The 26004-nt window shown below is 71.9% G+C and carries 18 protein-coding genes; 13 read left to right on the forward strand and 5 right to left on the reverse strand.

Annotated features, from left to right (window positions below):
* Nucleotides 1–41: 41 nt before the first annotated feature.
* Nucleotides 42–1394, forward strand: a complete 1353-nt coding sequence (locus DB32_RS23305) for a putative metal-binding motif-containing protein (protein WP_240481242.1) — start codon at nt 42–44, stop codon at nt 1392–1394.
* Between the two features lie 3 nt (nt 1395–1397).
* On the forward strand, nt 1398–1952 hold the full coding sequence (orn, locus tag DB32_RS23310; protein ID WP_053234844.1) for an oligoribonuclease: 555 nt from the start codon (nt 1398–1400) through the stop codon (nt 1950–1952).
* 58 nt (nt 1953–2010) lie between these two features.
* Here the strand turns inward: orn and DB32_RS23315 are convergent, their stop codons facing one another.
* Entirely contained in the window at nt 2011–2814 is an 804-nt protein-coding gene (locus tag DB32_RS23315; protein ID WP_053234845.1) for a hypothetical protein, read from the reverse strand.
* Nucleotides 2815–3014: 200 nt separating this feature from the next.
* On the opposite strand from DB32_RS23315, the gene DB32_RS23320 reads away from it, so the two are divergent.
* The 6 genes from DB32_RS23320 (at nt 3015) to DB32_RS23345 (ending at nt 9481) form a co-directional block, all read left to right on the forward strand.
* Nucleotides 3015–3524, forward strand: a complete 510-nt coding sequence (locus DB32_RS23320) for a MarR family winged helix-turn-helix transcriptional regulator (protein WP_075097601.1) — start codon at nt 3015–3017, stop codon at nt 3522–3524.
* Between the two features lie 17 nt (nt 3525–3541).
* On the forward strand, nt 3542–4465 hold the full coding sequence (locus DB32_RS23325) for a beta-keto acid cleavage family enzyme (RefSeq protein ID WP_053234846.1): 924 nt from the start codon (nt 3542–3544) through the stop codon (nt 4463–4465).
* Between the two features lie 5 nt (nt 4466–4470).
* Complete coding sequence (locus DB32_RS23330; protein ID WP_053234847.1) at nt 4471–5262, forward strand: enoyl-CoA hydratase-related protein; 792 nt, start codon at nt 4471–4473, stop codon at nt 5260–5262.
* Nucleotides 5247–6101 (forward strand): hypothetical protein, encoded by an 855-nt coding sequence (locus tag DB32_RS23335; protein WP_053234848.1) that lies wholly within the window; start codon nt 5247–5249, stop codon nt 6099–6101. The genes DB32_RS23330 and DB32_RS23335 overlap by 16 nt, the downstream gene beginning before the upstream one ends.
* A 196-nt stretch (nt 6102–6297) precedes the next feature.
* On the forward strand, nt 6298–8763 hold the full coding sequence (locus DB32_RS23340; protein WP_169791528.1) for an efflux RND transporter permease subunit: 2466 nt from the start codon (nt 6298–6300) through the stop codon (nt 8761–8763).
* Between the two features lie 61 nt (nt 8764–8824).
* Nucleotides 8825–9481, forward strand: coding sequence for a DedA family protein (locus tag DB32_RS23345; RefSeq protein WP_053234850.1), 657 nt, complete (start codon nt 8825–8827; stop codon nt 9479–9481).
* Between the two features lie 8 nt (nt 9482–9489).
* On the opposite strand, the gene recJ is transcribed toward DB32_RS23345, so the two are convergent.
* The 4 genes from recJ to yajC are packed head-to-tail and all read right to left on the reverse strand — an operon-like array spanning nt 9490 to nt 14806.
* On the reverse strand, nt 9490–11262 hold the full coding sequence (recJ, locus tag DB32_RS23350; protein ID WP_053234851.1) for a single-stranded-DNA-specific exonuclease RecJ: 1773 nt from the start codon (nt 11260–11262) through the stop codon (nt 9490–9492).
* 36 nt (nt 11263–11298) lie between these two features.
* A complete protein-coding gene (gene secF, locus DB32_RS23355; protein ID WP_053234852.1) occupies nt 11299–12480 on the reverse strand; it encodes a protein translocase subunit SecF in 1182 nt (393 codons plus the stop codon).
* A gap of 7 nt (nt 12481–12487) precedes the next feature.
* Nucleotides 12488–14314, reverse strand: a complete 1827-nt coding sequence (gene secD / locus DB32_RS23360) for a protein translocase subunit SecD (protein ID WP_083457667.1) — start codon at nt 14312–14314, stop codon at nt 12488–12490.
* Between the two features lie 57 nt (nt 14315–14371).
* Nucleotides 14372–14806: a preprotein translocase subunit YajC gene (yajC, locus tag DB32_RS23365; protein WP_157069316.1), complete on the reverse strand. Its 435-nt coding sequence runs from the start codon at nt 14804–14806 to the stop codon at nt 14372–14374.
* 250 nt (nt 14807–15056) lie between these two features.
* Between yajC and DB32_RS23370 the strand changes: the two genes are divergently transcribed.
* The 5 genes from DB32_RS23370 to glk all read left to right on the forward strand — a co-directional run bounded on the left by DB32_RS23370 (nt 15057) and on the right by glk (nt 25974).
* Nucleotides 15057–17516 carry an efflux RND transporter permease subunit gene (locus DB32_RS23370; protein ID WP_053234855.1) on the forward strand — a complete coding sequence of 820 codons (2460 nt, stop codon included), beginning with the start codon at nt 15057–15059 and terminating at the stop codon, nt 17514–17516.
* Between the two features lie 141 nt (nt 17517–17657).
* Nucleotides 17658–19607 carry an APC family permease gene (locus DB32_RS23375; RefSeq protein WP_053238926.1) on the forward strand — a complete coding sequence of 650 codons (1950 nt, stop codon included), beginning with the start codon at nt 17658–17660 and terminating at the stop codon, nt 19605–19607.
* 48 nt (nt 19608–19655) lie between these two features.
* A complete protein-coding gene (gene glnE, locus DB32_RS23380) occupies nt 19656–22619 on the forward strand; it encodes a bifunctional [glutamate--ammonia ligase]-adenylyl-L-tyrosine phosphorylase/[glutamate--ammonia-ligase] adenylyltransferase (protein ID WP_053234856.1) in 2964 nt (987 codons plus the stop codon).
* Nucleotides 22616–24922 (forward strand): DUF4388 domain-containing protein, encoded by a 2307-nt coding sequence (locus DB32_RS23385; RefSeq protein WP_169791529.1) that lies wholly within the window; start codon nt 22616–22618, stop codon nt 24920–24922. The genes glnE and DB32_RS23385 overlap by 4 nt, the downstream gene beginning before the upstream one ends.
* 50 nt (nt 24923–24972) lie before the next feature.
* Nucleotides 24973–25974, forward strand: coding sequence for a glucokinase (gene glk / locus DB32_RS23390; RefSeq protein WP_169791530.1), 1002 nt, complete (start codon nt 24973–24975; stop codon nt 25972–25974).
* Nucleotides 25975–26004 lie beyond the last annotated feature (30 nt).

The following is a 26004-nucleotide window of genomic DNA, read 5'->3' on the forward strand; positions in this document are numbered from 1 at the left end:
CGAGCGCCACGGCTCGGACGACCCACGCTATGCTCAGGCCCGTGCTCCGCCGCGCCACCGTTCTGATCGCTCCGCTCCTCTTCGTCGTGCTCGGCGCCGCCGGGCCGTTCGAGGGCTGCGACGAGCGCGACGGGGACGACCCACGCCCGCTGCCACGCGACGTCGGCGGGACGTGCTTCTTCGACGAGGACTGCGTCCCCGCGGGGTGCGAGGCGTTGCGTTGCCTCGCCGGCGCGTGCGTCGAGGTCGCGCCGATCCGCGATGCCGACGGCGATGGTCATGCGCCGCCCCCGTGCGGCACGGACTGCGACGATCGCGTGGTGACGGTCTCGCCCGACGCGACCGAGGTCTGCGATCTCGTCGATCAGGACTGCGACGGAGCGGTCGACGAGGACGCCGCGCCCACCGCGATCCGCTTCGACCTCACGACGCTCGATCCGACGATGAGCGCGACGAGCTGGGGCGATCGCGTGATCGTGAGCGACGGCGAGTTCACGGCGCGCGGCGTGCGCACGCGGCGCCTCGGGCTCGACGGAGCGCTCGGCACGGTCGAGCCGCTCTACGACACCGAGCGCGCGCCGATCGCGATCGACGCCGCGCCCACCGAGGAGGGCGCGTGGTTCGTGATCGCGCTCGAGCCCGCGACCGATGCGAGCGCGACGATCGTGCTGGTCGAGCTGGAGCGCGACGACGAGGGCGCGGTGATGCCGGTCGGAGCGCCCGTGACGCGCGACGTCGACGGCGTGACCGCGATGGTCGCGATCACGATCGACGACGTGCCCTACGTCGCGTGGGACGCGGAGGACACGTCGCGCTTCGTGTGGACGCCGGCGTGGGCCGCGCCGGTGCGCGTGGGCGACGGGCTCGTCGCGGGCATCGGTGCGCTCGATCTCGCGAGCGACGGCGCGAACGTCGTGGTCCCGAGCGGCGCGCGCGAGCTCACGTTCCTCGCGACGGCGGACGGCTCGGTGGTCGGCACCGTCGTGCCCGACGGCGAGCTCTCGCCGGGGCATCCGCTCGCGTCCGACGAGGGACACGTCTGGGCGCTGGTGCGCGACGCGTTCGATCACTCGCTGCAGCCGATCACGTCGAGCGGCACGAGCCCGGTCACGACGCTGCCGACGGGCGGGGGCAGCGTGCAGCTCGGGATCGATCGCACGTCGGACGGTCTCGTGATCACGCGCGGCGACACGAGCAGCCTGCGCGCGTGGGTGCTCGACGCGGAGATGCCGTCGACGATCCGCCGCACCTTCGGTCCCGACGAGATCAGCGGGACGGGCCGGGCCATCGTGGGCGTCGACGTCGCGGCGACGACGCAGGGCACGGCGATCATCACGAATTTCGGCGCCGGGGGCAGCAGCCTCGCGGTGCTCGCGTGCGGCGCGGGGAGCTGATCGATGCCGGTCGAGAGCGATTTGTTGGTGTGGATGGACCTCGAGATGAGCGGGCTCGCGATCGAGCGCGAGCGCATCCTCGAGATCGCGGTGATCGTCACCGACGGGCAGCTGGAGATCCTCGCGGAGGGCCCGGAGATCGTGGTGCACCAACCCGACTCGCTGCTCGACGCGATGGACGACTGGAACAAGCAGCACCACGGCGCGTCGGGGCTCGTCGATCGCGTGCGCGCGTCGACGATCTCGGAGGCCGAGGCCGAGCGTCAGGTGCTCGAGTTCGTCGCGGCGCACGTGCCGGCGCGCGCGGCGCCGCTCGCGGGCAACAGCGTCCACCAGGATCGCCTCTTCCTCGCGAAGTACATGCCGCAGGTCGAGAAGTACCTGCACTACCGCAACGTCGACGTCTCGACGCTCAAGGAGCTCGTGCGTCGCTGGCACCCGCAGGCCTACGCGGGCCGTCCGACGAAGCGCGGCTCGCACCGCGCGCTCGGCGACATCCGCGAGTCGATCGACGAGCTGCGCTACTACCGTCGCGCGGTGTTCGTTCCGTCGACCTGACGGAACGAGAACGAGCGGCGCAGCCAGTCGGGGCCGCGCCGCTCGTCGTCGGGACGACTCAGAACGAGCCGCTGATCACGGGCACGTTCACGTCGGTGCTCGGCGCGAGGCGGAGCGCCTCGCTCTCCGCGACCGTGAACGACGAGCGCGTCTGGACCATCGGCAGGCCGAGCAGCACCTGACGGCCCATCCCATCGAAGCGCAGGATGCCGGGCCCACCCGCGAGCAGACCGCGGACCTGGCGCTGCACCGCGCTGCTGCCGCCCTCGGTGGCGTCGCCGGCGTCGTCACCCGCGGGCTCGGGCGGCGGCGTGTCGCCGTTGCCGCCCTCGACCGGCTCGTCGCCGAACTCGCCCTCGACCTGCACCGCGTCGGTCGTCGTGCCGTCCTCGTAGGTCGGCTCTTCCTCGGCCTGACCGCCGTCGTCGCGCGCGACCGCGTCCTGGCCGGGGTCGTACGCGGTCAGCGCGAGGGTCGCGACGAGCGTCGGCACCACGAGCGCGAGTCCGACCGCGAGGAACGCGACGTCGACTTCCGGCGAATTCTGCGTCTCCTGCTCCATGAAGTAGCCGCCGATCGCGCCCGCGGCCGCGCCGACCACCGGGAACACGAGGTAGGGCCACCACTCGTTCGTGCCCGCCGCTTCCTGGACGAGCGCCGGGATCACGAACCCGAGCTCCGCGCCGATCAGACCGAGACCGACGATGCCCTTGCCGTCGGGCGAGACGCGCGAGCAGGTCGGGCTGGGCATGCACTGCGCTTCGGCGCGCGATGGACCGACCGAGACGGAACCGACGACGATCGCGCTGGCGAGCGCGGCGGTGATCATCGCTCGCGCGAAGAACTGACCCTTGGAGCTCAAGCTCGCCTCCCCTGCCGGCGGGCGCGACACGCGCGCGCGGCGATCGGAATCAATCGGCGCGCAGACTGACATATGGCCCACGCCGCGGGCAACCGCGGGACGGGGCCCACACGGCCATGCCTCTTGACCGTCATCCGCGACCCGAATATTACGCATGCGAAACATCTCGCTCGTGGGCCACGAGCGGGAACGAGTGAACCGTGGCGCAATCCGAGCAGGGCGTTCAACGAGGCAGCGACATCGACCGCATCGTCGAGACGATCCTCTATCTCTACACGGAGAGCCGCAGGGTCACGAAGACGGTCGCGCGCGGGATGGGGCTCACCGGTCCGCAGGTCACCGCGCTGAAGATCCTCGAGGCGGTCGGCGAGATCTCGCTCTCCGAGCTCAGCGAGCGGATGAGCGCGCGCAACTCGACGATCACCGGCATCGTCGATCGCATGGAGCGCGACGGGCTCGTGGTGCGCGAGCGCAGCGAGACCGATCGGCGCGTCGTGAAGATCCGCGCGACCGAGCGCGGGTCGCAGATCGCGCGCGGCGTTCCGGTCACGGCGATGGAGCTCTTCGGCAGCGCGCTCAGGTCGCTCTCGGCGAGCGATCGCGCGGAGCTGCGGCGCATCCTCGCGAGGCTCGCGGACCGCGTGCGCATCGAGATCGAGGAGCGCGAGAAGATGGGTGGCGCGGACACCGCCGCGCGCGACGGGGATTGAGACCGAGGAGGATCGACATGGGCTTCGAGGACAAGGTCGTCGTCACCTGCGCGCTCACCGGCGTGCTCGCGAATCGCAAGCAGTGCCCGGGCATCCCGTACACGCCGGTCGAGATCGCCGAGGACGCGAAGCGCGCGTACGACGCGGGCGCGAGCGTGGTGCACATCCACGCGCGCAACGACGACGGCACGCCGACGTTCGAGCCGAGCGTGTTCGCGCGCATCAAGGACGAGGTGCGCAAGCGCTGCCCGATCATCCTGAACTTCTCGACGGGCGTGCTCGGCGACGACGTCTCGCAGCCGGTCGAGATCATCAAGACGGTCCGGCCCGAGATCGCGGCGCTCAACATGGGCACGATGAACTACGCGAAGTACTCGGAGTCGCGGAAGCAGTTCATGTTCGACATGATCTTCCCGAACCCGTACTCGAAGATCCTCACGCTGCTCGAGGCGATGAACGAGGCGGGCGTGAAGCCCGAGCTCGAGTGCTTCGACACCGGGCACAACGCGGGCATCAAGCCGCTGCTGCACATGGGCGCGCTGCGCGAGCCGTATCAGTTCTCGTTCATCGTCGGCGTGCTCGGCGGCATCCCGCAGAGCGTCGAGTCGCTGCAGCTGCAGACGAAGATCATGCCCGCGGGGAGCGAGTGGGAGGTCATCGCGATCTCGCACGGCCACTGGCGCATGCTCGCGACGGCGCTGGTGCTCGGCGGGAACATCCGCACCGGGCTCGAGGATCATCTCTATCTGCCGAACGGACAGATGGCGAAGAACAACGGCGAGCTCGTCGAGGTCGCGGTGCGCATGACGCGCGACGTCGGGCGCGAGCCGGCGACGGTCGAGGAGGCGCGCGAGATCCTGCGCCTGAACGAGCTCGCCGCGGGCCGCGAAGCGGCGCGCGACGTGGGCCACACGATCGCCAGCCACAGCGCCGCGAGCTGAGCGTCATGGAGGCGCGCGCGTATCGGACCTTGCTCGTCGCGCAGACGGGCGCGGTGGCGACGATCACGATGAACAAGCCCGAGCGGAAGAACCCGCTCGGGCCCGAGATGGTGAACGAGCTCTGCTGGGCGCTCGACGACGCGAAGGACGACGCGTCGGTGCGTGCGATCGTGCTGACGGGCGCAGGCGGCGCGTTCAGCGCGGGCGGCGATCTCAAGCAGATGTCGGGTGGCGCGGACGGCGGGGCCGAGCCGCTCGCGCCGCGCGGCGACTACGTCGATCTGCTCTTGCGCTTCACGACGGTCGGGAAGCCGACGATCGCGCGCGTGCCGGGGATCGCGATGGGGGGTGGGCTCGGGCTCGTCGCGTCGTGCGACTTCGCGATCGGGTGCGAGAGCGCGACGTTCGGGACGCCCGAGATCAAGCGCGGGCTCTTCCCGATGATGATCATGGCGGTGCTGCGTCGCGTCGTGAGCCGGCGACGGCTCATGGAGATGATGCTGCTCGGCGAGAAGCTCGATGCGCGCGAGGCCGAGCGCATCGAGCTGATCTCGAAGTGCGTGCCCGACGCGGAGCTCGACGCGTCGGTGAGCGCGCTCGCCGAGAAGCTCGCGGCACAGTCGCCGACCGCGATGCGCATGGGGCTCGCCGCGTTCCACGCGCAGGCGGATCGTGATCTCGCGAGCGCCCTGCCCTACTTGCGTGATCAGCTCGTCGCGATCCTCGGCACCGAGGACGCGCGCGAGGGCCTCATGGCGTTCATGGAGAAGCGCACGCCGCAGTGGACCGGTCGCTGATCGCAGCCGCGCTGATGGTGATGGGCTGCGGGGGTGCGCCACCTCCGCCGCCCGCGCCTGCGCCCGAGCCCGTCGTCGAGCGTGCACCGCCTCCACCGCGCGTGCACACGATCGTGCTCTCCGCCGCGCTGCCTCGCGCGACGCGAACGAACAGCGGGCTCGCGCCGGACGGGACGCTCTATTGCCGGCAGACGTACTTCGCGACGCCGCCGAGCGACGAGCGGGCGTGTGTCGCGGACGGGTACGGGATCACCGCGCCCGTGATGCACGCGATCGATCCGACCGGCGCCGCGCTGCGTTACGTCGATGGGCCGCTCTCGATCGTGCGCATCGACGACTGCGGGAACGGCGAGCGACCGGTGCGGAGGCCGCCGGCGTCGCTCGTGCGGAGGCTCGCGCCCGAGCTCGCCGCGGCGCCGCGCTCCGAGACGATCGATCTGCGCGCGGTGCAGTTCGCGTCGTGCCCGCTCGCGGATCTCGCGCTGCGCGTGCCCGACGGCGTCGAGCTCACGGCGCGCGGCGCCGTGCTGCGGATGCACGCGAGCGAGCCTGCCGACATCGAGCTGGCGGTCGCGGGCGAGACGCGTCACGCGTGGTCGCTCGACGCCGCAGGCGACCTCGAGCTCGAGGTGCTCTGCAACGAGCGGTTCGTGGTGGTCGCGGCGGGGATCGTCGCGGACGACGAAGCGTCGCGCGCGACGACGCGCGAGCAGACGCTGGCATGCACGCCGACGGTGCGCGCGTGGCGCTCGTTCGAGCGCATCCGGATCGATCGTGAGCGCGGCGTGGTGACGCCGGTGGAGATCGTCGCGCCGACCTTCTCGACCGCGCTGCGCTGACGCGCGCCTCTTGCCTCTTGCGCGCCGCGGCGCACGGACCCACCACCGAGGCGCACGACGCACCTCCGCTGGCCCACCCGCACGCACTGCACATCGGTGCTGGGTCGCACCCGCACGTCCGGGGAGCCCCGGGACCGCACAGTGGACGACGCGGGCGGGACGGCATACGGTGCGCGCCCCGATGTTCGCCCGCTGGTTGGACGCTCTCGCGGCCGTGGTGACGGCGCGGCGCCGAACGGTGCTGCTCGTCGTCGCGATGTTCGTGACGTTCGCGGCGATCCAGCTGCCGCGCCTGCAGACCGACTCGTCGCCCGAGAACCTGCTGATTTCGTACGGCGGGTACGCAGATCGCGCGCGCGTGTTCCGCGAGTCGTTCGGCGACACCGACAGCGTCGTCGCGATCCTCGTCGAGGCCGAGGACGCGACGCAGCTCGAGCCGCTGCGCTACGTGCACAGGCTTTCGAAGCACCTCGCGTCGCAGGACTACACGGTGCGCGTCGAGAGCCTCACCGTCACGCCGCTGCCGGGCGCGCGCGTCGAGGCCGAGGCCACGCTCGACGATCTCGAAGGGCTCGACGATCTCGAGCAGCCCGAGGACGGCGCGGATGCGCGCGCCGAGGCCGCGCTGCAGGTGCTCGTCGCGGCGGAGCCCGAGCGGTTCCCGATGGGCCTCTACAGCGTCGCGGAGCGCGTGGGTGATGGCGAGGCCGACACCCGCGCGGTCGTGCAGGGCGACGAGGTCACCGAGGACGAGGCCGCCGCGATCCGCGCTGCGATCGAGGATCTTCCGCTGGTCGACGGTCGCCTCGTGTCGCGCGATCGCACGCTCGCGTCGGTCGTCGCGTTCCTGGATCCCGCGCTCGGCACCGGTCAGCACCGCCTCGAGGCCGTGCACCGCATCGACGCGTGGCTCGCCGCGAACCCGCCGCCCGCGGGGATCACCGTGCATCCCGCGGGCATCCCGCACCTGCGCGCGAAGATCAGCGACGCGATGATCGAGGATCAGACGATCCTCGTCCCGCTCTCGCTGCTCGTCTGCATCGCGCTGCTCTACGCGTCGTTCCGGTGGTGGCCGGGCACGCTGCTCACGCTCGCGACCGTCGGTGCATCCGTCGTGTCGGTGCTCGGGATGATGGCGCTGCTCGGCGAGCCGCTGACCATCCTGATGAACACGCTCCCGACGCTGCTCATCATCATGGGCATATCGGAAGCGGTGCACGTCGTCGCGCGCTACGTCGAGGAGACGCGGCGCTCGCCCGATCGTGTGGCCGCCGCACGTCGCGCGATCCGTCAGCTCGCGGTCGCGTGCTTCCTGACGTCGTTCACGACCAGCGTCGGCTTCGCGTCGCTGCTGGTCGCGCAGACCGAGATGCTGCGTCGCTTCGGGCTCGTCGCGTCGCTCGGCGTGATGGTCTCGTACGCCATCCTCGTGACGTTCGTGCCCGCGGCGCTGACGTTCTTCCCGACGCCCACCGAGGGCCAGGTGAAGGGCGACGACCCGCTGCCGCGCGGCAAGCTCGAGGGGCTGCTGGTGCGCATCACGGCGTTCGTCGTGCGCCACGCGAAGGCGGTGCTCGTCGTCGCGGTGCTGATCACGATCCCGTGCGCGTGGGCGTACAGCGCGATCCAGGTCGACACGTCGCTGCGCGACACCTTCGATCCGAGCGATCCGATCGTGCGCGCGACGCAGCTCGTCGACGAGCGCCTCGACGGGATCCGCCCGCTCGAGGTGATGATCGAAGCGCACGAGGAGGGCGCGCTGCGCGATCCGCGCGCGCTCGAGACGTTCGATCGCATCGCGCGCTGGGCCGCGACGCAAGACGGCGTGCTGCGCACCACGACGCCCGGTGACTTCCTGTGGGAGACGTGGCGTCGCATCGCGGGCATCGAGCGCGACGACGCGCGCACGCCCTTCCGCTCGAGCGAGCAGGTGGACGCGCTGCTCGCGCTGCTCGATCGCCTCGAGCGGAGCCCGGTCGACGCGTACCTGACGGACGACGGACGGCGCGCGCGCATCGAGATCCGCCTCGGCGACATCGGCGCGCAGCGCAGCATCCGGCTGATCCGCGCGATCGAGCAGAAGCTCCAGGAGGAGCTCGCGCCGCTGCACGTGACCTATTCGACGTTCGGCGAGGCGTACATCGGCTCGCACGGCGCGGACGCGGTCGTGCAGGACATGTTCGGGAGCCTCTCGCTCTCGGCGCTCGTGATCTTCGCGACGATCGCCCTGCTCTTCCGCAGCGTGAAGCTCGGTCTGCTCGCGATCCCCCCGAACGTGATCCCGCAGATCGCGACGGTCGCGTGGATGGTCGTGCGCGGCATCCCGCTCAACGCGAGCACCGCGATCGTGTTCTCGGTCGCGATCGGCGTGAGCGTCGATCTCACGATCCACGCGTTCGCGCGGCTCGTCGAAGAAGAAGAGCGCGGCTTGTGGCGGCGCGCGGCGCTGGTGCGCGCGGCGCGCGGGACCGGTCGCGCGATCGTCGTCTCGTGCGCGACGCTCGTGATGGGCTTCGGTGTCCTGCTGCTGAGCGGCTTCGTGCCGGTGCGCCAGTTCGGTGAGCTCATCGCGGTCGCGCTCTCGACGTCGCTCGTCGCGACGCTGATCTTCCAGCCCGCGCTCATGATGCTGGTCGGTCGGCTCCGTCGCGCGAAGGCGTGACGCGGTCGTCGCACAGTCGCGCGTTGCCGCTGGGGGCGCGCAGTGATAGCCGGGGTGCACGATGGATGCGCTGATTGGTCTGTTCCACTCCCTGATCGAGATCATCCGGAACCCGGGGCACCTCATCGAGTGGGGCGGCTACCCGGGCATGGCGCTCATCGTCTTCCTCGAGACGGGCGCGCTCGTGTTCTTCCTGCCCGGCGACTCGCTGCTCGTCATGGCCGGGCTCTACGCGGCGCAGGGCTCGCTCGATCTCGGATTGCTGAACCTGATCCTGATCCCGTGCGCGATCATCGGTGACGCGACGTCGTACTGGATGGGCGCGAAGACCGGGCCGCGCATCTTCAGCCGACCGAAGTCGTTCTTCTTCGATCCGAAGCACGCGCTCGCGGCGCGCGACTTCTACGAGAAGCACGGCGGCAAGGCGATCATCATCTCGCGCTTCATGCCGCTGGTCCGCACGTTCGTGCCGGTGATCGCGGGGGTCGCGCAGATGCCCTATCGCCGCTTCGCCATGTACAACGTGATCGGCGCCGTCTCGTGGGTCGCGTCGATGACGATCATCGGGTACGCGCTCGGTCAGGTGCCGGGCGTCATCCAGCACATCGAGAAGATCATCATCCTCGTCGTGCTCATCTCGGTCGCGCCCGGCGTGGTGCAGTGGCTGCGCACGCGCATGGCCGCGAAGCGCGCGGCGACCGAGTCGACGCCGAGCTGAATCGCGGCTCAGAGGACGGCGGCGAGGCGGAGCTCGACGGCTTCGCCGCCCGTCCAGTCGTCGGGGCGGAGCGTGCCGATCACGTCGACCTGGCGGCCGATGCGCTCGAGCGACGCGCCCATCTCCCAGCCGAAGCAGCGCAGCTTCGTGCCGCCGAAGCGCACGACCATCTTGAGGTGCCCGTCCCCGACCGGCTGCGCATCCTCGACGCGCGCGCCGTGCACCGCGACGACGGGCTCCTGGTTCGATGCGCCGAGCGGCTCGAGCAGCGCGAGCTCCGACGCGCGCGGCAGCGGGTAGCTCGCCGCGTCGAGCACGACGTCGATGCGCTTCGACGTGTCCACGTCCCCGCGCTGCGCGCGGAGCGTGCGGCACGTGTCGTCGAACGCAGCGCGCAGCGCGTCCACGCGCGGCGCACGCACGCTGAGCCCTGCTGCGGCCTGGTGCCCGCCGAACGTGACGAGCTCGCCGCGGCACGCCTTGATCGCGTCGTAGAGCGGGAAGCCCGCGGGCGTGCGCCCGCTGCCGTGCCCGACGCCGTCTTCGATCGCGATCGCGAGCACCGGGGCGTCGAACAGGTCGACGAGGCGCGCCGCGACGATGCCGACCACGCCGCGGTGCCACCCTTCGGACGCGACCACGATTCCGCCGTCGTGACGGCCGTCGTAGATCTCGCGCACCTGCGCGACCGCTTCCTCGGTGATGCGCCGGGTGATCGCCTTGCGCTCTTCGTTGAGCGCCTCGATCGCGATCGCGTGGGCGCGCGCGTCGACCATCGTGCGCGCGCGCAGGAGCGCGACGGTGATCGCGGGATCGCCGAGCCTGCCCGCTGCGTTGAGGCGCGGCGCGAGACGGAACGCGACGTCGATGCCGCCGAGCGAGCCACCCGCGCGCATCTTCGCCTGCTCGCGCAGCGCGACGAGGCCCGGCCGCGTCGGCTGTGCGAGACGCACCAGGCCCGCGCGCACCAGGCGTCGGTTGTCGCCGTCGAGCGGCGCGACGTCGGCGATCGTGCCGAGCGCGACGAGATCGAGCAGCTCGCGCAGATCGAGCTTCGCGCCGAGCACCGCACGCACCGCGGCGGCGAGCGAGAGCGCGAGGCCCGCGCTCGACAGGCCCTTGTAGGGGAACGCGCAGTCGGGCCGGTGCGGGTTGAGGAACGCGTTCGCGGGCAGCGGCTCGGCCGGAACGAGGTGGTGATCGACGACGATCACGTCGATGCCCGCGGCGCGCGCCGCGGCGACGCGCGCGTGGTCGCTCGAGCCGCAGTCGCACGTGACGAGCAGCGTCGCACCGGTCGCGCGCACCCGCTCGAGCGCCGGCGCGCTCAGGCCGTAGCCACCCGCGAAGCGGCTCGCGACGAGCGCGACGACGTCGCCGCCCATCTGCTCGAGCGCGTCGCACAGGATCGCGGTGCTGGTCGTGCCGTCGACGTCGTAGTCGCCGAACACCGCGATGCGCTCGCGCGCCCGGATCGCCCGCGCCAGACGATCGGCGGCCGCGCTGCGATCGATCATGCCGTCGGGGATCGTCAGGCCCGAGAGGCGCGGCTCGAGGTACTCGCGCGCGACCGCGGGATCCTGCAGGCCGCGGTGGATCAGGATCTGCGCGATCGTCGGCGAGATCCCCAGCGCGCGCCCGAGCTCCAGCGCCGCCGGCGGATCGTTCTCGGCCTCGCGCCACGCAGCTTTTGCTGTGTTTTCTGGGCTTTTCGGCGCTGGAACGGAAGAAGGGCGAGAGAGGGCGACGCTGTCGCCCATGCTCTCGCCCCTCGCGGCCATTCAGAAGCCTTGTACCAGCGTTCGGCGTCGGACGGATCAGGTTCCCGACGCAGCGGCGCGCCCGCGCGCTGCCGCGGCCGCGCGCTCACGCGCCTTCGCGAACACGACCTTGTCGAACCACTCGGTCACCGGCGCCGCGATGTAGATCGTCGAGTAGACGCCCGCGACGAAGCCGATGAAGAGCGCGAACGCGATGTCCTGGATGACCTGGGTGCCCCAGACGAAGAACGGGATGATCGCGAGCAGCGTCACGCCCGACGTCACGATGGTGCGCGAGAGCATCTCCGACGTGGAGATGTTGATCAGCTCCGCCATCGTCTTCCCGCGGTGGCGCGCCGTGTTCTCGCGGATGCGGTCGTAGATGACGATCGTGTCGTTGATCGAGTAGCCGATGATCGTCAGCAGCGACGCGATCGTCGTCAGGTTGAACTCGCGCTGGACCAGCACGAACACGCCGACCGTGATCACCGCGTCGTGGATGAGGGCGATGATGCCGCCCGGCGCGAACCGCAGATCGAAGCGGAACGCGACGTACACCATGATGAACGCGATCGCGTAGAGCAGCGCCTTGAGCGCCGAGTTGCGCAGCTGTTCGCCGGCGCGCGGGCCGACCCACTCGATGCGCAGCGGCTCCTCGGGACCACGCTCGCCGAGCTGCTCCTCGAGCTGCGCGACCAGGCGGTCCGCGACGCCCACGAGGTTCGCCTCGTAGCGGAAGTCGCTCTCGGGACCGAAGCGCACGACGTCGCCACGGAGGCTCACGCCCGACGCCTCGAGCGCGCTGCGGATCTGCGCCGGGTCACCCGACGCGCCGAGGCGCACCGACACCTTGTCGCCACCGGGCGAGACACGCAGCGCGATCACCTCTGTGTCGCCCAGCGCGTTGCCGAGCTCGGTGCGGATCCGCTCTTCGATGTCCGCGGGGAGCGCCGAGACCTCGCGCACGCGAACGATGTACTCGTTCGCAGCGCCCTGGACCGCGATCACGTCGGGGCTCTCGTACTCGAGGCCCTCGAGCGTCTCGCGCAGCTCGGCGGTCGAGATGTCGCCGCGGAAGCGCAGCTGGACCTCGGTGCCACCGGTGAAGTCGATGCCGAAGTTGGGCCCCGGCCAGAAGAGCGAGAGCACGCTGAGGAGGACGAGGATCGACGACGTGGCCACCGCGGCGGTGCGGTAGCGCATGAAGTCGAACACACGACCGGGCTTGATGAACTCCATCTCTCTGTCACCCCACCGGAAGCCGGCGGACCTTCAGCCCGCGAACGACCCAGTCGAACACGACCTTCGAGCAGAACACGCCGGTGAAGAGCGACGTGACGATGCCGATCATCAGAGTCACGGCGAAGCCGCGGATCGGGCCGGTGCCGTACTGATAGAGGACGACGCCCGCGATGAACGTCGTGAGCTGGCTGTCGAAGATCGACGTGAACGCGCGCTGATAGCCGAGCTCGACCGCGGAGCGCGGCGACTTGCCGAGGCGCATCTCGTCGCGGATGCGCTCGTTGATCAGCACGTTCGCGTCGACGGCCATACCGATCGTGAGCGCGATGCCCGCGATGCCGGGCATCGTCAACGTGGCCTCGAACGCGGCGAGCACCGCGAGCAGGAAGAGCACGTTGAGGAACACCGCGACGTCCGCGACCAGGCCGCCGACCTGGTAGTAGAACGCCATGAAGAGCAGGACGAGGAGCACGCCGAGGCCGGCTCCGATCGCGCCCTGCACGATCGAGTCGGCGCCGAGCGTCGGGCCGATCAGCTGCTCGTTCGCGGGGCGGATCGGCGCGGGGAGCGCGCCGGCGCGCAGCACGATCGTGAGCTGGTTCGCCTCGTTGAGGATCTGGTTGTAGTCGCGGAACCCGCCGAGCGTGATCTGCGCGCGGCCACCGCCGATGCGCTGCTGGATCACCGGCGCCGAAGCGACGCGGTCGTCGAGCACGATCGCCATGCGGCGCTTCACGTTCGCGCCGGTGAGGCGCTCGAACGCACGCGCGCCCGCGCCGTTGAAGACGATCGAGACGTACGGCTGGTTGTCCTGGGGATCGACGGCGACCGACGCGTCGTCGATCGCGTCACCCGTCAGCTCGGCGCGGTCGTAGAGGTAGTACGTGCGCCACGCCTCCTGGACCTCTTCGCCCTCTTCGACCTCGCCCTGATCGGCCTGGCCGATCGCGAGCTGGTGGTCCTCGGGGATCTGCCCCGAGTCGCGCAGCGAGAGGACGTACTGCTGGAGGCGGTCGCGCGAGCCCTCGCCCGACGCGGTGAGGTAGTAGACGATCTCCTGCGGGTTCTCTTCGCCCGCGGAGACGACCTCGCTCGCGCGCTCGATGCCCTCCGGGAGATCCTGCAGGCCCTGCACGAAGTCCGCGAGGTCGTCGACGACCTTGAACTCGAGGCGGGCGGTGCGCGCGATGATCTCGCGCATCTGCTGGAACTGCGCTTCGCTCGCGCCCGGCAGCTCGACGATGATGTCGGTGTCGCGCGTCATCACCGACGCCTCGCGCAGACCCATCTCGTCGATGCGGTTGCCGATCGTCTCGCGCGCCTGCTCGACCGCGGTCTCGCGAAGGCGCTCGAGGCTGTCGTCGCGCAGCTCGAGCGTGACGTTCGTCTCGGTGCGCTGCGCCTCGCGGAGATCGCCGAAGCTCGTGATCAGATCGCGATCGAGCTCCGCGACGTCCTCGGGGTTCGTGAACGTGACGCGGAAGCCCTGCTCGCCCGACGTCTGGACGCGCACGCGCTCCGCCGTCTCGTCGAGCTGCTCGCGCGTCGGCGGCTCGTTCTCCTCGCAGATCTCGAACTGCTGGCAGAGGCGTTCCACCACCTGCTGCGCGCGGAAGTCACGTCGATCCGCGACCGCCTCGTCGACCTCGACCTCGTACTGCAGGCGCAAGCCGCCGCGGATGTCGAGACCAGGCGCGATCTGGTGGGTGAACGTGCTCTTCACCCACTCCGGCGCAGGAATCCATGCGTCCACGCTCGGCCAGAGCGCGAGCCAAGCCGCCACGACGCACGTGACGACGAACCCCAAACGAAGGTACCAGCCCCTGTCCATGCCGCCTTCTTGCTGACTCGAAACGAGCCCTCGCTGCGATCGCCGACGCGCGGCGGATCAGCCGCGCGCCTCGTCGGGCTTCTTCGCGCCCTTGTCCTCGGTGGTCTTCGCGTCCTTCGTCTCCGTGCTCTCGCGCTTCTCGGGCTCGGGGCCGGCGATGTGCGAGCGGAGCACGTTGATGCGGACCTTGTCGGCGACCGCGAGGATCACCGTGTGCTCGTCGATGCTGATGATCTCGCCGAGGATGCCGCCCGTCGTGCGGACCTTCATCCCCTTGCGGAGCGACTTGAGCAGCGCCTCGGCCTCGTCGCGGCGCTTCTGCTCAGGCCGGATCATGAAGAAATAGGTGAAGAGCAGTACGGCGACCATGATGCCCGCCTGCATCATGCAGTACTGCGAGCCGCCACCGCCGCTACCGCCACCGGATCCACCCCCGGAGCCCGTCGCCGCAGGCTGGAGCCACAGGAGGAGCTGTACGAAGGAGAGGATCACCCGGACACCTCGACGACAGACCCACGTTGGGCCGCGTGTCTTCCCAGGAGGGCCACGGCATCTGCGCCGCGCCGGGCGCACGGACGCGCACGGGCCACCCCGGAGAGCGCGGGTTTGTACTGCGATGGGTGGAAACCGTCAACCACGTCCCTTCCGCGCCCATCGCGCTTGAAATCAGAGCCTGCCTGAGCCCACGCTCCGCCGCTCGATCGCGGGCCGGACGCGGTCTCGGGAGCCGGCGGACAGAGGTATGTCGAGCGAGCGCACTCCTTCTTCTCTCGAGCGAGGCCTCGCGCGGCTCGGTCGCGTCACGCACCGGCACCCGTGGGCGATCGTGCTCGTGCTCCTTGCATCGATGGTGCCCGCCGGTTGGCTGGCGTCGGGGCTGTCGATCCGATCGTCGTTCCTCGATCTCCTGCCCGAGGATCGGCCCGCCGTGCGCCAGCTGCACGACGTCCTCGATCGCGCGCAGGTCACGTCGAACGTCCTCGTCGCGATCGACAACGAGGACCCCGAGGCCGCGCGCCGCTTCGCGCAGGCGATGGCGGCGCGCCTCGCGAGCGAGCCGCTGGTGCGCGCCGTCGACGCGCGCTTCGACGTCGAGTTCTTCGAGGAGCGCCAGCTGCTGTTCGTAGAGGAGTCGGAGCTGCGCTCGATGGTCGATCGCGCGCAGGAGGCGATCGACGACGAGGTGATGCGCGAGTCGGGCTTCGATCTCGGGCTCGACGAGGACGAGGGCGAGCGAGAGGACGTCGCGTCGCCGACCGAGCTGCTCGAAGAGGCGGCGCGCCGCGCGCCCTCGCTGCAGTCGTGGGCGGTCACGCGCGACGGACGCTGGCTCTGCATGTGGGTCGTCTTCTCGGGCGCGAGCGGCGATCTCGACTTCGCGCGCGAGGCGCACGGCGTGGTGGCGCGCGCCGAGCAGGACGTGCGGCGCGACGGCGGGTTCGATCGCGGCCTCGAGGTGCGCCTCGTCGGAGGCATCGCGCAGCGCCTCGACGATCACGAGCGCATCGTGGGCGATCTCGCGCTCGCGGGGCCGATCGGGTTCCTCGCGGTGGTGCTGCTGATCGTCGGCACGCTGCGCTCGCCGCGCGCGCTCGCGCTGCTCGCGCTGCCGCTCTTCGTCGGGCTCGTGTGGACGTTCGCGTTCGCGCGCGTCTCGGTGGGAAGCCTCAACATCATCAGCGGCTTCCTGTTCTCGATCCTCTCGGGGCTGGGGATCGAGTACGGCATCCATCTCCACCACCGCTTCGTCGAGATGCGGCGCGAGGGGCTCACGCTCGAGCAGGCGACCGAGCGTTTGCTCGGCACGACCGGTCGCGCGCTCGTCGCGATCGGGATCACGAACGCGAGCGTGTTCCTGGTGAGCGCGCTCGCCGACTTCTCGGGGTTCAACGAGTTCGGGCGCATCGCCGCGGCGGGCATGATCCTCACGCTGATCGCCACCCTGCTCGGGTTCCCCGCGCTCAACGTGATCTCGGAGCGCTGGCGGCCCACGCCGATCCCGCCCGAGGACCAGCGCGAGGTGCGCGCGATCGTCGTTCCGCGCGCGGTGCGCCGCGGGATCCTCGCGGCGGTGCCCGCGTTCGCGATCGGATCGCTGATCGTGATCGCGACCGGCGGCGTCCGCTTCGAGGGCAACTGGCGCGTGCTGCAGGGCGACAGCGAGACGACGCGCTTCGACGAGTACGTGCGCGAGCAGCTCGAGGGCACGTTCACCAACGCGGTGATCTGGGTGCGCGATCGCCGCGAGGCCGCGGTCGTGGTGGAGGCGGTGCGCGAGCTCGGGGCGGCGCGCCCTGCGGATCGCTGGGACGTGGCGGAGATCCGCGGGCTCGACGACGTGGTGCCGCCCGCCGAGGCACAACGCACGCGCGCCGCGCTCGCCGCGGAGCTGCGCGTGCAGCTCGAGCGAGTGCGCCCGGAGCGCCTCGACGAGCGCGGTCGCGAGCGGCTCGCCGAGGCGCTGCGGCTCACGCACGTCGAGCCCTTCGGCGTCGACGACGTGCCCGAGTCGTTCGTGCGCGCGTTCCGCACCATCGGCGACGACGGAACGCTGCTCGTGGTCCGCACCGCGCGGACCTACCGCGAGACCGACGAGATCGTGGGCTGGGCCGAGCAGGTGCGCGCGATCTCGGACGAGCTCGCGCGGCGCGGGCTCACGGTGTCGATCCTCAGCGAGAACTGGATCGCGGGGGAGATCTTCACGACGATCTTCGCGGACGGGCCCTTCCTGCTGATCGGCACGCTGCTCGTCGTGTTCGTCGTGCTGCTGTTCGATCTGCGCGGCTTCCGCGCGGCGGCGGTCGTGCTCGGGTCGGTGCTGATCGGGCTCGCGGGGCTCGGCGGCGCGATGGCGCTCTCGGGCGTCGACCTGAACTTCATGAACGCCGGGATCCTGCCGATCTGCGTGGGGATCAGCCTCGACAACGCGCTGCACATCTACCACCGCTATCGCGCCGAGGGACGCGACGCGATCCCGGTCGTGCTGCGCCGTACCTCGAGCGCGAACCTGCTCTCGTCGATGACGAACCTCGTCGGGTTCGGCGCGCTCGCGCTGGCGCGTCACGAGGGGCTGCGCTCGGTCGCGTTCCTCGCGGTGCTCGGCGTGGCGCTCACGTACGTGTCGACGAGCGTGTTCTTCCCGCTCGCGCTGCAGGCGTTCGGACGCATCGATCGCCCGTCGGGCGAGCCGCTCGTCGACTGATCGCGACATCGCGCCTCGCGCGGGCTGCGCGCGTGGGACGGGCGGCGCCGCGCGGCCGCGATCCACGTCGCGCACGCTGGTGCGAAGGGCCGCGCACGGGCGCAGTCGCGCACGGTATGTCCGTTGCTGAGCACGTGGCGCATGTCGCTCGTGCACCTGCTGTTCGGACGACGGCTCGCCACCGAAGAAGACGAGGGTGAGCGCGTCGGTCCGATCGCCGGCGTGCCGATCCTCGGGCTCGACGCGCTCGCGTCCGCGTCGTACGGCCCCGAGGCGCTGCTCACGGTGCTGATCGGGCTGGGCACGCTCGCGACGCAGTACGTGCCGTGGATCACGCTGCTGATCGTCGGGCTGCTCGGGATCCTCTACGTCTCGTATCGCCAGACGATCGCGGCCTATCCGAGCGGCGGGGGCGCGTACAGCGTCGCGAAGGAGAACATGGGGACGAACGCGTCGCTGCTCGCCGCGGCGGCGCTCGCGATCGACTACGTGCTCAACGTCGCGGTCGCGGTGTCGGCCGGCATCGGCGCCTTGGTCTCGGCGGTCCCGACGCTGCTGTCGTACACGGTCGAGCTCTGCCTGGGCGTCGTCGCGCTCCTCACGATCGTGAACCTGCGCGGCGTGCGCGCGTCGGGCGCGGCGTTCGCGATCCCGACGTACGTGTTCGTGGCATCGCTCTTCGCGGTGATCGCGATCGGCGTGGCGCGCACGGTCGCATCGGGTGGCGCTCCCGTGCCGGTCGATCCGCCGCACCTCGCCACTCCGCACGCGACGACGTCGCTCGTGTCGCTCTGGCTCCTGGTGCACGCGTTCTCGAGCGGCTGCACCGCGATGACCGGCGTCGAAGCGGTGAGCAACGGCGTGCCGATCTTCCACCCGCCCGCGTGGGTGGGCGCCCGGCGCACGCTCACGCTGATCGTCGGGATCCTCGTCGTGCTCCTGCTCGGCGTCGCGTTCCTCTCGCGCGCGTACGGGATCACGGCGACCCCGCCCGGCACCGCACAGTACGAGAGCGTGCTCTCGCAGATGGTCGCCGCGGTCGTGGGGCGCGGGCCCTTCTACTACGTCGCGATCGGGAGCGTGGTCGCGGTGCTGTGTCTCTCGGCGAACACGAGCTTCGCGGACTTCCCGCGCCTGTGCCGCATCATCGCGGTCGATCGTTTCCTGCCGGAGATGTTCGTGCATCGCGGGCGGCGGCTCGCGTACTCGTTCGGCATCCTCGCGCTCGCGACGACGTCCGCCGTGCTGCTCGTGGTCTTCGAGGGGATCACCGATCACTTGATCCCGCTCTTCGCGATCGGCGCGTTCCTCGCGTTCACGACGTCGCAAGCGGCGATGGTCGCGCACTGGTGGCGGGTGCGCGGTCCTTCGTGGTGGAGGCACCTCGCGGTCAACGCGCTCGGCGCGGTCGCGACGGCCACGACGCTGATCGTGATCGCGATCTCGAAGCTCGAGGACGGCGCGTGGATCAGCGTGGTGCTCGTCGCGGGATCGATCCTGCTCTTCAAGCGCGTGCGCGCGCACTACGACTTCGTCGCGCACGCGACCGCAGCGCGCGACGTGACGCTCGACTTCCGCAAGAGCGAGCCTCCGATCGTCGTCGTGCCGATGCTGCGCTGGGATGCGGTCACCGTGAAGGCGCTGCGCTTCGCGATCGGTTTCTCGCCCGAGGTGATGGCCGTGCAGGTGCTCACCGGCGATCGCGACGCCGACGACCTCACGTCGCGATGGCGTCACCTCGTCGTCGAGCCGGCGGACCGGCTCGGCGTGCCGGCACCGCGGCTCGTCGTGATCCACTCGCGCTATCGCGAGCTGCTGCGCACGCTCGTGCGCTTCGTGCGGCACGTCTCGTCGCGGCACCCGGATCGCGAGATCGCAGTCGTGGTGCCGCAGCTCGTCGAGCCGCGCTGGTACCAGTGGCTGCTCCACACACCGATCGCGTCGCTGCTCAAGACGGCGCTCCTGCTGCGCGGCGGACCGCAGATCGTCGTGATCAACACCCCCTGGTACCTCGACGCGTGGATCCCCGAGCAGCGCCGGCTCGCGGCGCCCCCGATGCGAGGGGGCCTCGGCGACGCTGCGCCCACGTGATTCGCGCCGCCGCGCCCACGGCGCGCGCGGTACGCTGCGCGCGTGCCCATGCTCCCGCTCGCTCGTGAGATCGACACGCCCGCCGCGCGCGCGGCGATCGACGCGTTCGCCGCGGCGGGAGGAGACGCGTCGCACGAGGGCGCGCGCGCGCTGGTCGGGGTGCTCGGCGAGCACGCGCCCGCGCTCCTGCCGCTCGCGCTCGGCGATCCGACGCTGCCCGGCGACGTGCTGCGGATCGGGCTCGCGCGGCGCGCGCGCGTCGCCGCGCTGATCCGGCAGTTCGGCGCGGCGACGCAGGGCATGGAGGACGGGCCCGAGCTGCGGCGCGCGATGCGCCGGCTGCGGCACCGTCACATCGTGCGCATCGCGCTGCAGGAGATCCTGCGGCTCGCGGACATCGACTCGACGAGCGCGGAGATGGCGGCCCTCGCGGCGGCCGCGTGCGACAGCGCGCTCGAGGCGGCGAAGCGCACCGTCGAGAAGCGCTTCGGCGTGCCGGTCGGCGAAGGTGGCGCGCCGATCGGCCTCACGTGCCTCGGCATGGGCAAGCTCGGCGGCTGGGAGCTCAACCTCGGCAGCGACGTCGATCTCTGCTTCTTCTACGAGACCGACGACGGCGAGGTGCCGGGCGACGCGATCTCGGTGCACGAGCACCACGCGCGCACGACGGCGCGCTGCGTCGCCGCGATCTCCGACGTGACCGAGGACGGGTTCTGCTTCCGCGTCGATCTGCGGCTGCGCCCCGAGGGCACGCGCGGCCCGCTGGTGAACTCGCTCGCGAGCGCGGAGCGCTACTACGAGAGCTGGGGGCGGACCTGGGAGCGCGCGGCGCTGCTGCGCGCGCGGCCGATCGCGGGGGATCGCGCGCTGGGGCGCCGACTGCTCGATGCGCTGCGTCCGTTCGTGTTCCGTCGCACCGTCGATCCCGGGATCGCGCGCGAGATGGCGCAGATGCTCGAGCGCTCGCGTCGCGAGCTCGCGGTCGACGAGGCGCGCGACGTGAAGCTCGGGCGCGGCGGCATCCGCGAGGCCGAGTTCTTCGTGCAGACGCTGCAGCTCGTGTGGGGCGGGCGGAACCCGCAGCTCCAGGTGCCGGGCACGATCCAGGCGCTCACGCGGCTCGAGGCCGCCGGGTTGGTGCGCGAGCGCGAGGCGCGCGCGCTCGCGGCGGCATGGGCGCGGCTGCGCCGCATCGAGCACCGCATCCACGCGTGGTCGGGCTACCAGACGCACCAGCTGCCGCCCGAAGGCGCCGAGCGCGCGCGCTTCGCACGCTCGCTGGGCTACGACGACGATCACGCGCTCGAGCGCGTGATGCGCGAGGATCGCGCGCGCATCGCCGAGCTCTTCGACTCGCTGATGCCCGAGGGCACGAGCGGCCGGCGCGAGCGCACGGCGCGCGAGGAGCAGCTCGAGGCGCTCTGTGATCGCATCGCGTCGGGGGCCGACGTCGACACCGTCGCGGAGCTCGTCGCGCCGCTGCTCCCGGTGGGCGATCCCCACGAGGCCGCGGAGCACCTCTGTCGCCTCGCCCGGCGCGCCGACGCACCGCTCGGCCCGGTGATGCGCGAGACCGATCCCGAGCTCGGCCCGCGCCTGCTCGAGGAGGTCTCGAGCGTCGCCGATCCGATGGCGAGCCTGCGCCACCTCGCGGAGTTCTTCGCGCGCCTGCGCGGGCTGTCGCACGAGCGGAGGCTCTTCGAAGATCCGCTGCTGCTCCGGCGCCTCGTCGCGCTCTTCGGCACGTCGGTCACGCTCTCGAGCGGGCTCATCGGGCACCCGGAGGAGCTCGATCTCCTCCTCGCGCCGGGTGTCGTCGACGCGCGCGAGGTCGACGCGCTGCACGCCGAGGTCGACGCGCTGATCGCGCGCGACGACGAGGTCGACGCGGAGGCCGTGGTCGCGGCGATGCGGCGCGCCAAGCGCGGCGCGACGCTGCGCGCGGGGCTCGCGCTCGCGGCCGGCGAGCTCGCGCTCGACGACTGCATGCGCGTGCTGACGCTCACCGCGGAGCGACAGATCCGCGCCGCGGTCGCGCTCGCGACGCGCGAGTCGATCGCGCGCTTCGGACCGCCGGCGATCGGCGCGAACGGCGAGCGCGCATCGCTCGTCGTGGTCGCGATGGGGAAGCTCGGCGCGCGCGAGCTCGGCTTCGGCGGCGACCTCGATCTGATCTTCCTCTACGACGAGGACGGCGACACCGAAGGCGCGCGCTCGATCGGCCACGCCGAGCTCTTCTCGCGCATCGCGCAGCGCACCGTCCGCGTGCTCTCGCAGCCCGACGGCGAGGGCCCCGGCTACGCGACCGACACCCGCCTCCGCCCCAGCGGCGCGCAAGGCACGCTCGTCGTCTCGCTCGCGTCGTTCGATCGCTACCACCACGAGAACGCGGCGCCGTGGGAGCGACAGGCGCTGCTCCGCGCGCGCCCGATCGCGGGCGAGCCCGCGCTCTGCGAGGCCGTCCGCGCGCGCATCGCCGCGATCACGGTCGGCGGCGAGCCGCCTCCGCCGCCCGAAGCGCTCGCGGAGATGCGCGCGCGCATCCAGACCGAGCTTGCTGGCGAGAGCCGCGATCGATACCATCCCAAGCTCGGCTTCGGGGGTCTGGTGGACGTCGAGTTCCTCGCCCAATGGCTTCAGATGGAGCAGCGACTCCGGACGGAGCCCGAGGCGGTCCCCACCACGCCGGGCCTCGTCGCCGCGCTCGCGAGCGCGGGGCGCATCTCGCGCGCCGACGCGGACGCGCTGATCGAGGGCTTCGCGTTCCTGCGCGCGATCGAGCAGACGCTGAAGCTCCTCGACGAGACGCGCGAGCCCGTCCTGCGACCGGGATCGCGCACCGCGGAGCAGCTCGCGCGACGGCTCGGCATCCGAGAGCGCGACGGGCACGATCCCGCGCGCGTGCTGACCTCGTCGTACCAGCGCACCGTCGAGGAGATCCGCGCCGTGTTCGAGCGCGTCATCGCGCCGGTGCCGGCGCCCTCGCCGTGGTCTGCGGAGGCGAGCGCGTGATCCCGCTCTCCGTGTTCGTCGTGCATCCCGACGCCGCGATCGCGGCGCGCATCGCGAGAGCGGTCGCGGTCGCGGGCCACGCGCCCGTCATGCTCGCGGACGGCGAGCGCGCGATCGACCGCTTCGTGCAGGAGCCGGCCGACGTGGTCGTCGTCGACTTCTTCCTGCCGGGGCGCGACGGCGTGGCGACGATCGAGTCGATCCGCTGGGCGCCCGGCGGCCGCGACGCGCACGTGGTGCTGCTCGGGGAGCGCAACCCCGAGAGCGCGACGCTCTACGAGCTCGGTCGGCGCGTGGGCGCGACCGCGACGCTGCTCGGACCGCTCGACGACGACGCGATCGAGCGCCTCGTCGACGTGCTCGCCCGCCCGCCCGGCGAGAGCACGCGCGTCGCGAGCGCCGACGAGATCGGCGGACAGCTCGAGCGCCTGCTGCTCCCGACCGACGCGTTCGCGCAGCGCCCGACGATCACCGACGCGAAGCGCGAGGACGCGGGCGACACCGACGAGCCGCCCGCCGGCGACGACGCGGCCGCGGCGTGGCCCGTGGTCGAGACCGTGATGGCGAACGCGTCGCGCGCGCCGACGCGCGAGGCGCACCACGACCTCGAGGACGGCGGCTCCGGCGTGCTGCGTCGTCCCACGTCGGGCCGCCTCACGACGCCGCCGCCCGCGATGCGCACCCCGGAGATCACGCCCGCTCGCGAGATCCCGCCCGAGGCGGATGCCGCGCACGCCGGTGCTCGCGAGGTGTTCGCCGATGCCGCCGCGCTCGAAGAAGGCCGTCACGTCGGCGCCGACGCGCGCGCGAGCGAAGAAGGCTCGCAGCGCATCATGGGCACCTTCGAGGAGGCGAGCTTCGCCGCGCTCCTGCGGCGCCTCGCCGATCAGCGCGCGAGCGGCGCGCTCGTGTGCGTCGCCGAGGGGCTGCGGCGCGAGACGACGACGGGCGATCCACCCACGAAGGTCGTCTACTTCCGCGCCGGGGTGCCGACCCACGTGCGCTCGAACCTGCTCGACGAGTGCCTCGGTCAGATCCTCCTGCGCCGCCGCCGCATCGGCGCGGCGACGCTCGAGGAGTCGATCCGCCGCATGCGCCTCGGGCACGGCCTCCAGGGCGAGATCCTGATCGACATGGGCGCGCTCGCGCCGCTCGAGCTCGGCGAGGCGCTCGCCGATCAGGCGCGCGACAAGCTCTTCGACGTGTTCGGCTGGATGCGCGGGACCTATCGGTTCTCGACCAAGCTCGAGCCGCCCGCGGGCTCGGTCGGCATCGAGCTCGGGCTCGCGGAGATCGTCTACGAGGGCGTGTGCGCGGCGATGCCCGCGACGCGCCTCTTCGAGCTTCTCTCGCCGCACCTCGCGCGGTACCTCGTGCCCGATCCGGTCCAGCTCGCGCGCTTCGTGCGCGTGCGCCTCGTGCCCGAAGCGCGGCAGGTGCTCGGGCGCGTCGACGGCAAGCTCACGCTGCGCGAGGTGCTCTCGATGGGCACGCGCCCCGGCGCGGTCGCGCAGCTCGTCTACGCGATGGAGTGCCTCGGCGCGGTGCACTACGCCGAGACGCCCGGGCGCGCGCTGCGCTCGAGCGAGACACGCGGGCTGCCCTCGAGCCGCAGCGTGCCGACGCCGCTCTCCGCCGAGGACGCCACCGGCGACGACGCGATGGAGCAGATCGCCGACGAGGCGACCGAGCCGCCGCACGGCGTCCTGCTCCCGCCCCGGCATGCGGGCGGCGAAGGCGCGGGCGAAGCGTGGGACGACGCGACCTCGCCGGCGCGCGGGCGCGTGGTGCCCGACGCCCGCCCCGGGATGGCGCGCGGTGACGCCTCGGGCATGCTCGCGACGCCCGAGCACGACGAGCGTCGCGAGCCCGCGCCCATCGCCGACGAGGACGACGAGACGGCGCCGCCGACCGGTCTCGACGCGCGCGTCGACGAGCTCTTCGAGGCCGAGCGCCACTTCCGGCGCGGCAACCGCGCGCTCGATCGCGGCAAGGTCGCGGAGGCGCTCGGCGCGTTCTCGAAGGCGTACGAGATCTGTCCGGACCAGGGCGAGTTCCTCGCGTACGTCGGCTGGGCGCGGCACTGCCTCGCGCCGGAGGACCGCCGCTCGAACGACGCCGCGCTCGCCGAGCTCGCGCAGGCGCGCGATCTCTCGCCCGAGCTCCACGTGACGCACCTGCTCCACGCGCGCGTGCTCGCGAGCGCGGGCCGCACTGCCGAGGCGCACGGGGCGTACCTGCGCGTGCTGCAGATCGATCCCGGCTGCGCGGAGGCCCGCGCCGCGATCGACGCGCTCGTGTGAGCGGCGCGCGCTTGAAAGAACGGCGTCGCGGCCGATAGATAGGCGCGATGGTGACGATCGGAACGCGGGTGCTCGCCGGGGACGTGGGCGGCACCAAGACCGCTCTCTCGCTCTGCGAGCGGCACGAGCGGGGCTGGATCGAGGTCGCGACGACCACCTTCCCCAGCGCGGACCACGCCGGGCTCGAGGCCCCGGCGCGAGCGTTCCTCCAGACCGTCGGCGGCGCGCCGATCTCCGCGGCCGCCTTCGGGGTCGCGGGGCCGGTGAAGGACCACCGTGTCTACACCACCAACCTGCCCTGGCTCGTCGACGGGCCCTCGCTCGCCGTCGCGCTGGGCGCGCAGCGCGTCGCGGTGATCAACGACTTCGAGGCGACGGCGCGCGGGCTCCTCGAGCTCGGCCCCGAGCACGTCGCGGTGATCCAGGAGGGCGTCATCGACCCGATGGGCCCGATCGCGCTGCTCGGCGCCGGGACCGGCCTCGGCGAGGCCACCGTGGTGCGCACGCCCGCGGGAGTGCGCGTGCTGCCGAGCGAGGGCGGGCACACCGACTTCGCGCCGCGCGACGAGGTGGAGGACGGGCTCCTGCGCTTCCTGCGCCGCCGCCATCCCGATCACGTCTCGTACGAGCGCGTCGTCTCCGGCATGGGCCTCGCGGCGATCCACGCGTACGTCGTCGAGAGCGGCCTCGCGACGTGCCATCCGTCGACGCTCGCGCGTCTGGTCGACGAAGACCCCGGCGCGGTGATCGGCGAGCTCGGTGCCTCCGGCAGCGACCCCGCATGCGCGCACGCGGTGGCGATGTTCGTGTCGCTCTATGGCGCCGAGGCCGGCAATCTCGCGCTCAAGACGCTCCCGACGGGCGGGCTCTTCGTCGCGGGCGGGATCGCGCCCAAGCTGCTCGGCGCGATCCGCGGCGGCGCGTTCCTCTCGTCGTTCCTCGCGAAGGGACGGATGCGCCCGGTGCTCGAGACGATCCGCATCTCGATCGTCGTCGAGCCGCGCGTCGGGCTGCACGGCGCGCGCGCGCTCGCGGCCTCGCTCGTGGAGTGATCACGCGACGTTCGACACGCTCGGACGCGG

This window comes from Sandaracinus amylolyticus (assembly GCF_000737325.1).
Classification (GTDB): Bacteria; Myxococcota_A; Polyangia; order Polyangiales; family Sandaracinaceae; genus Sandaracinus; species Sandaracinus amylolyticus.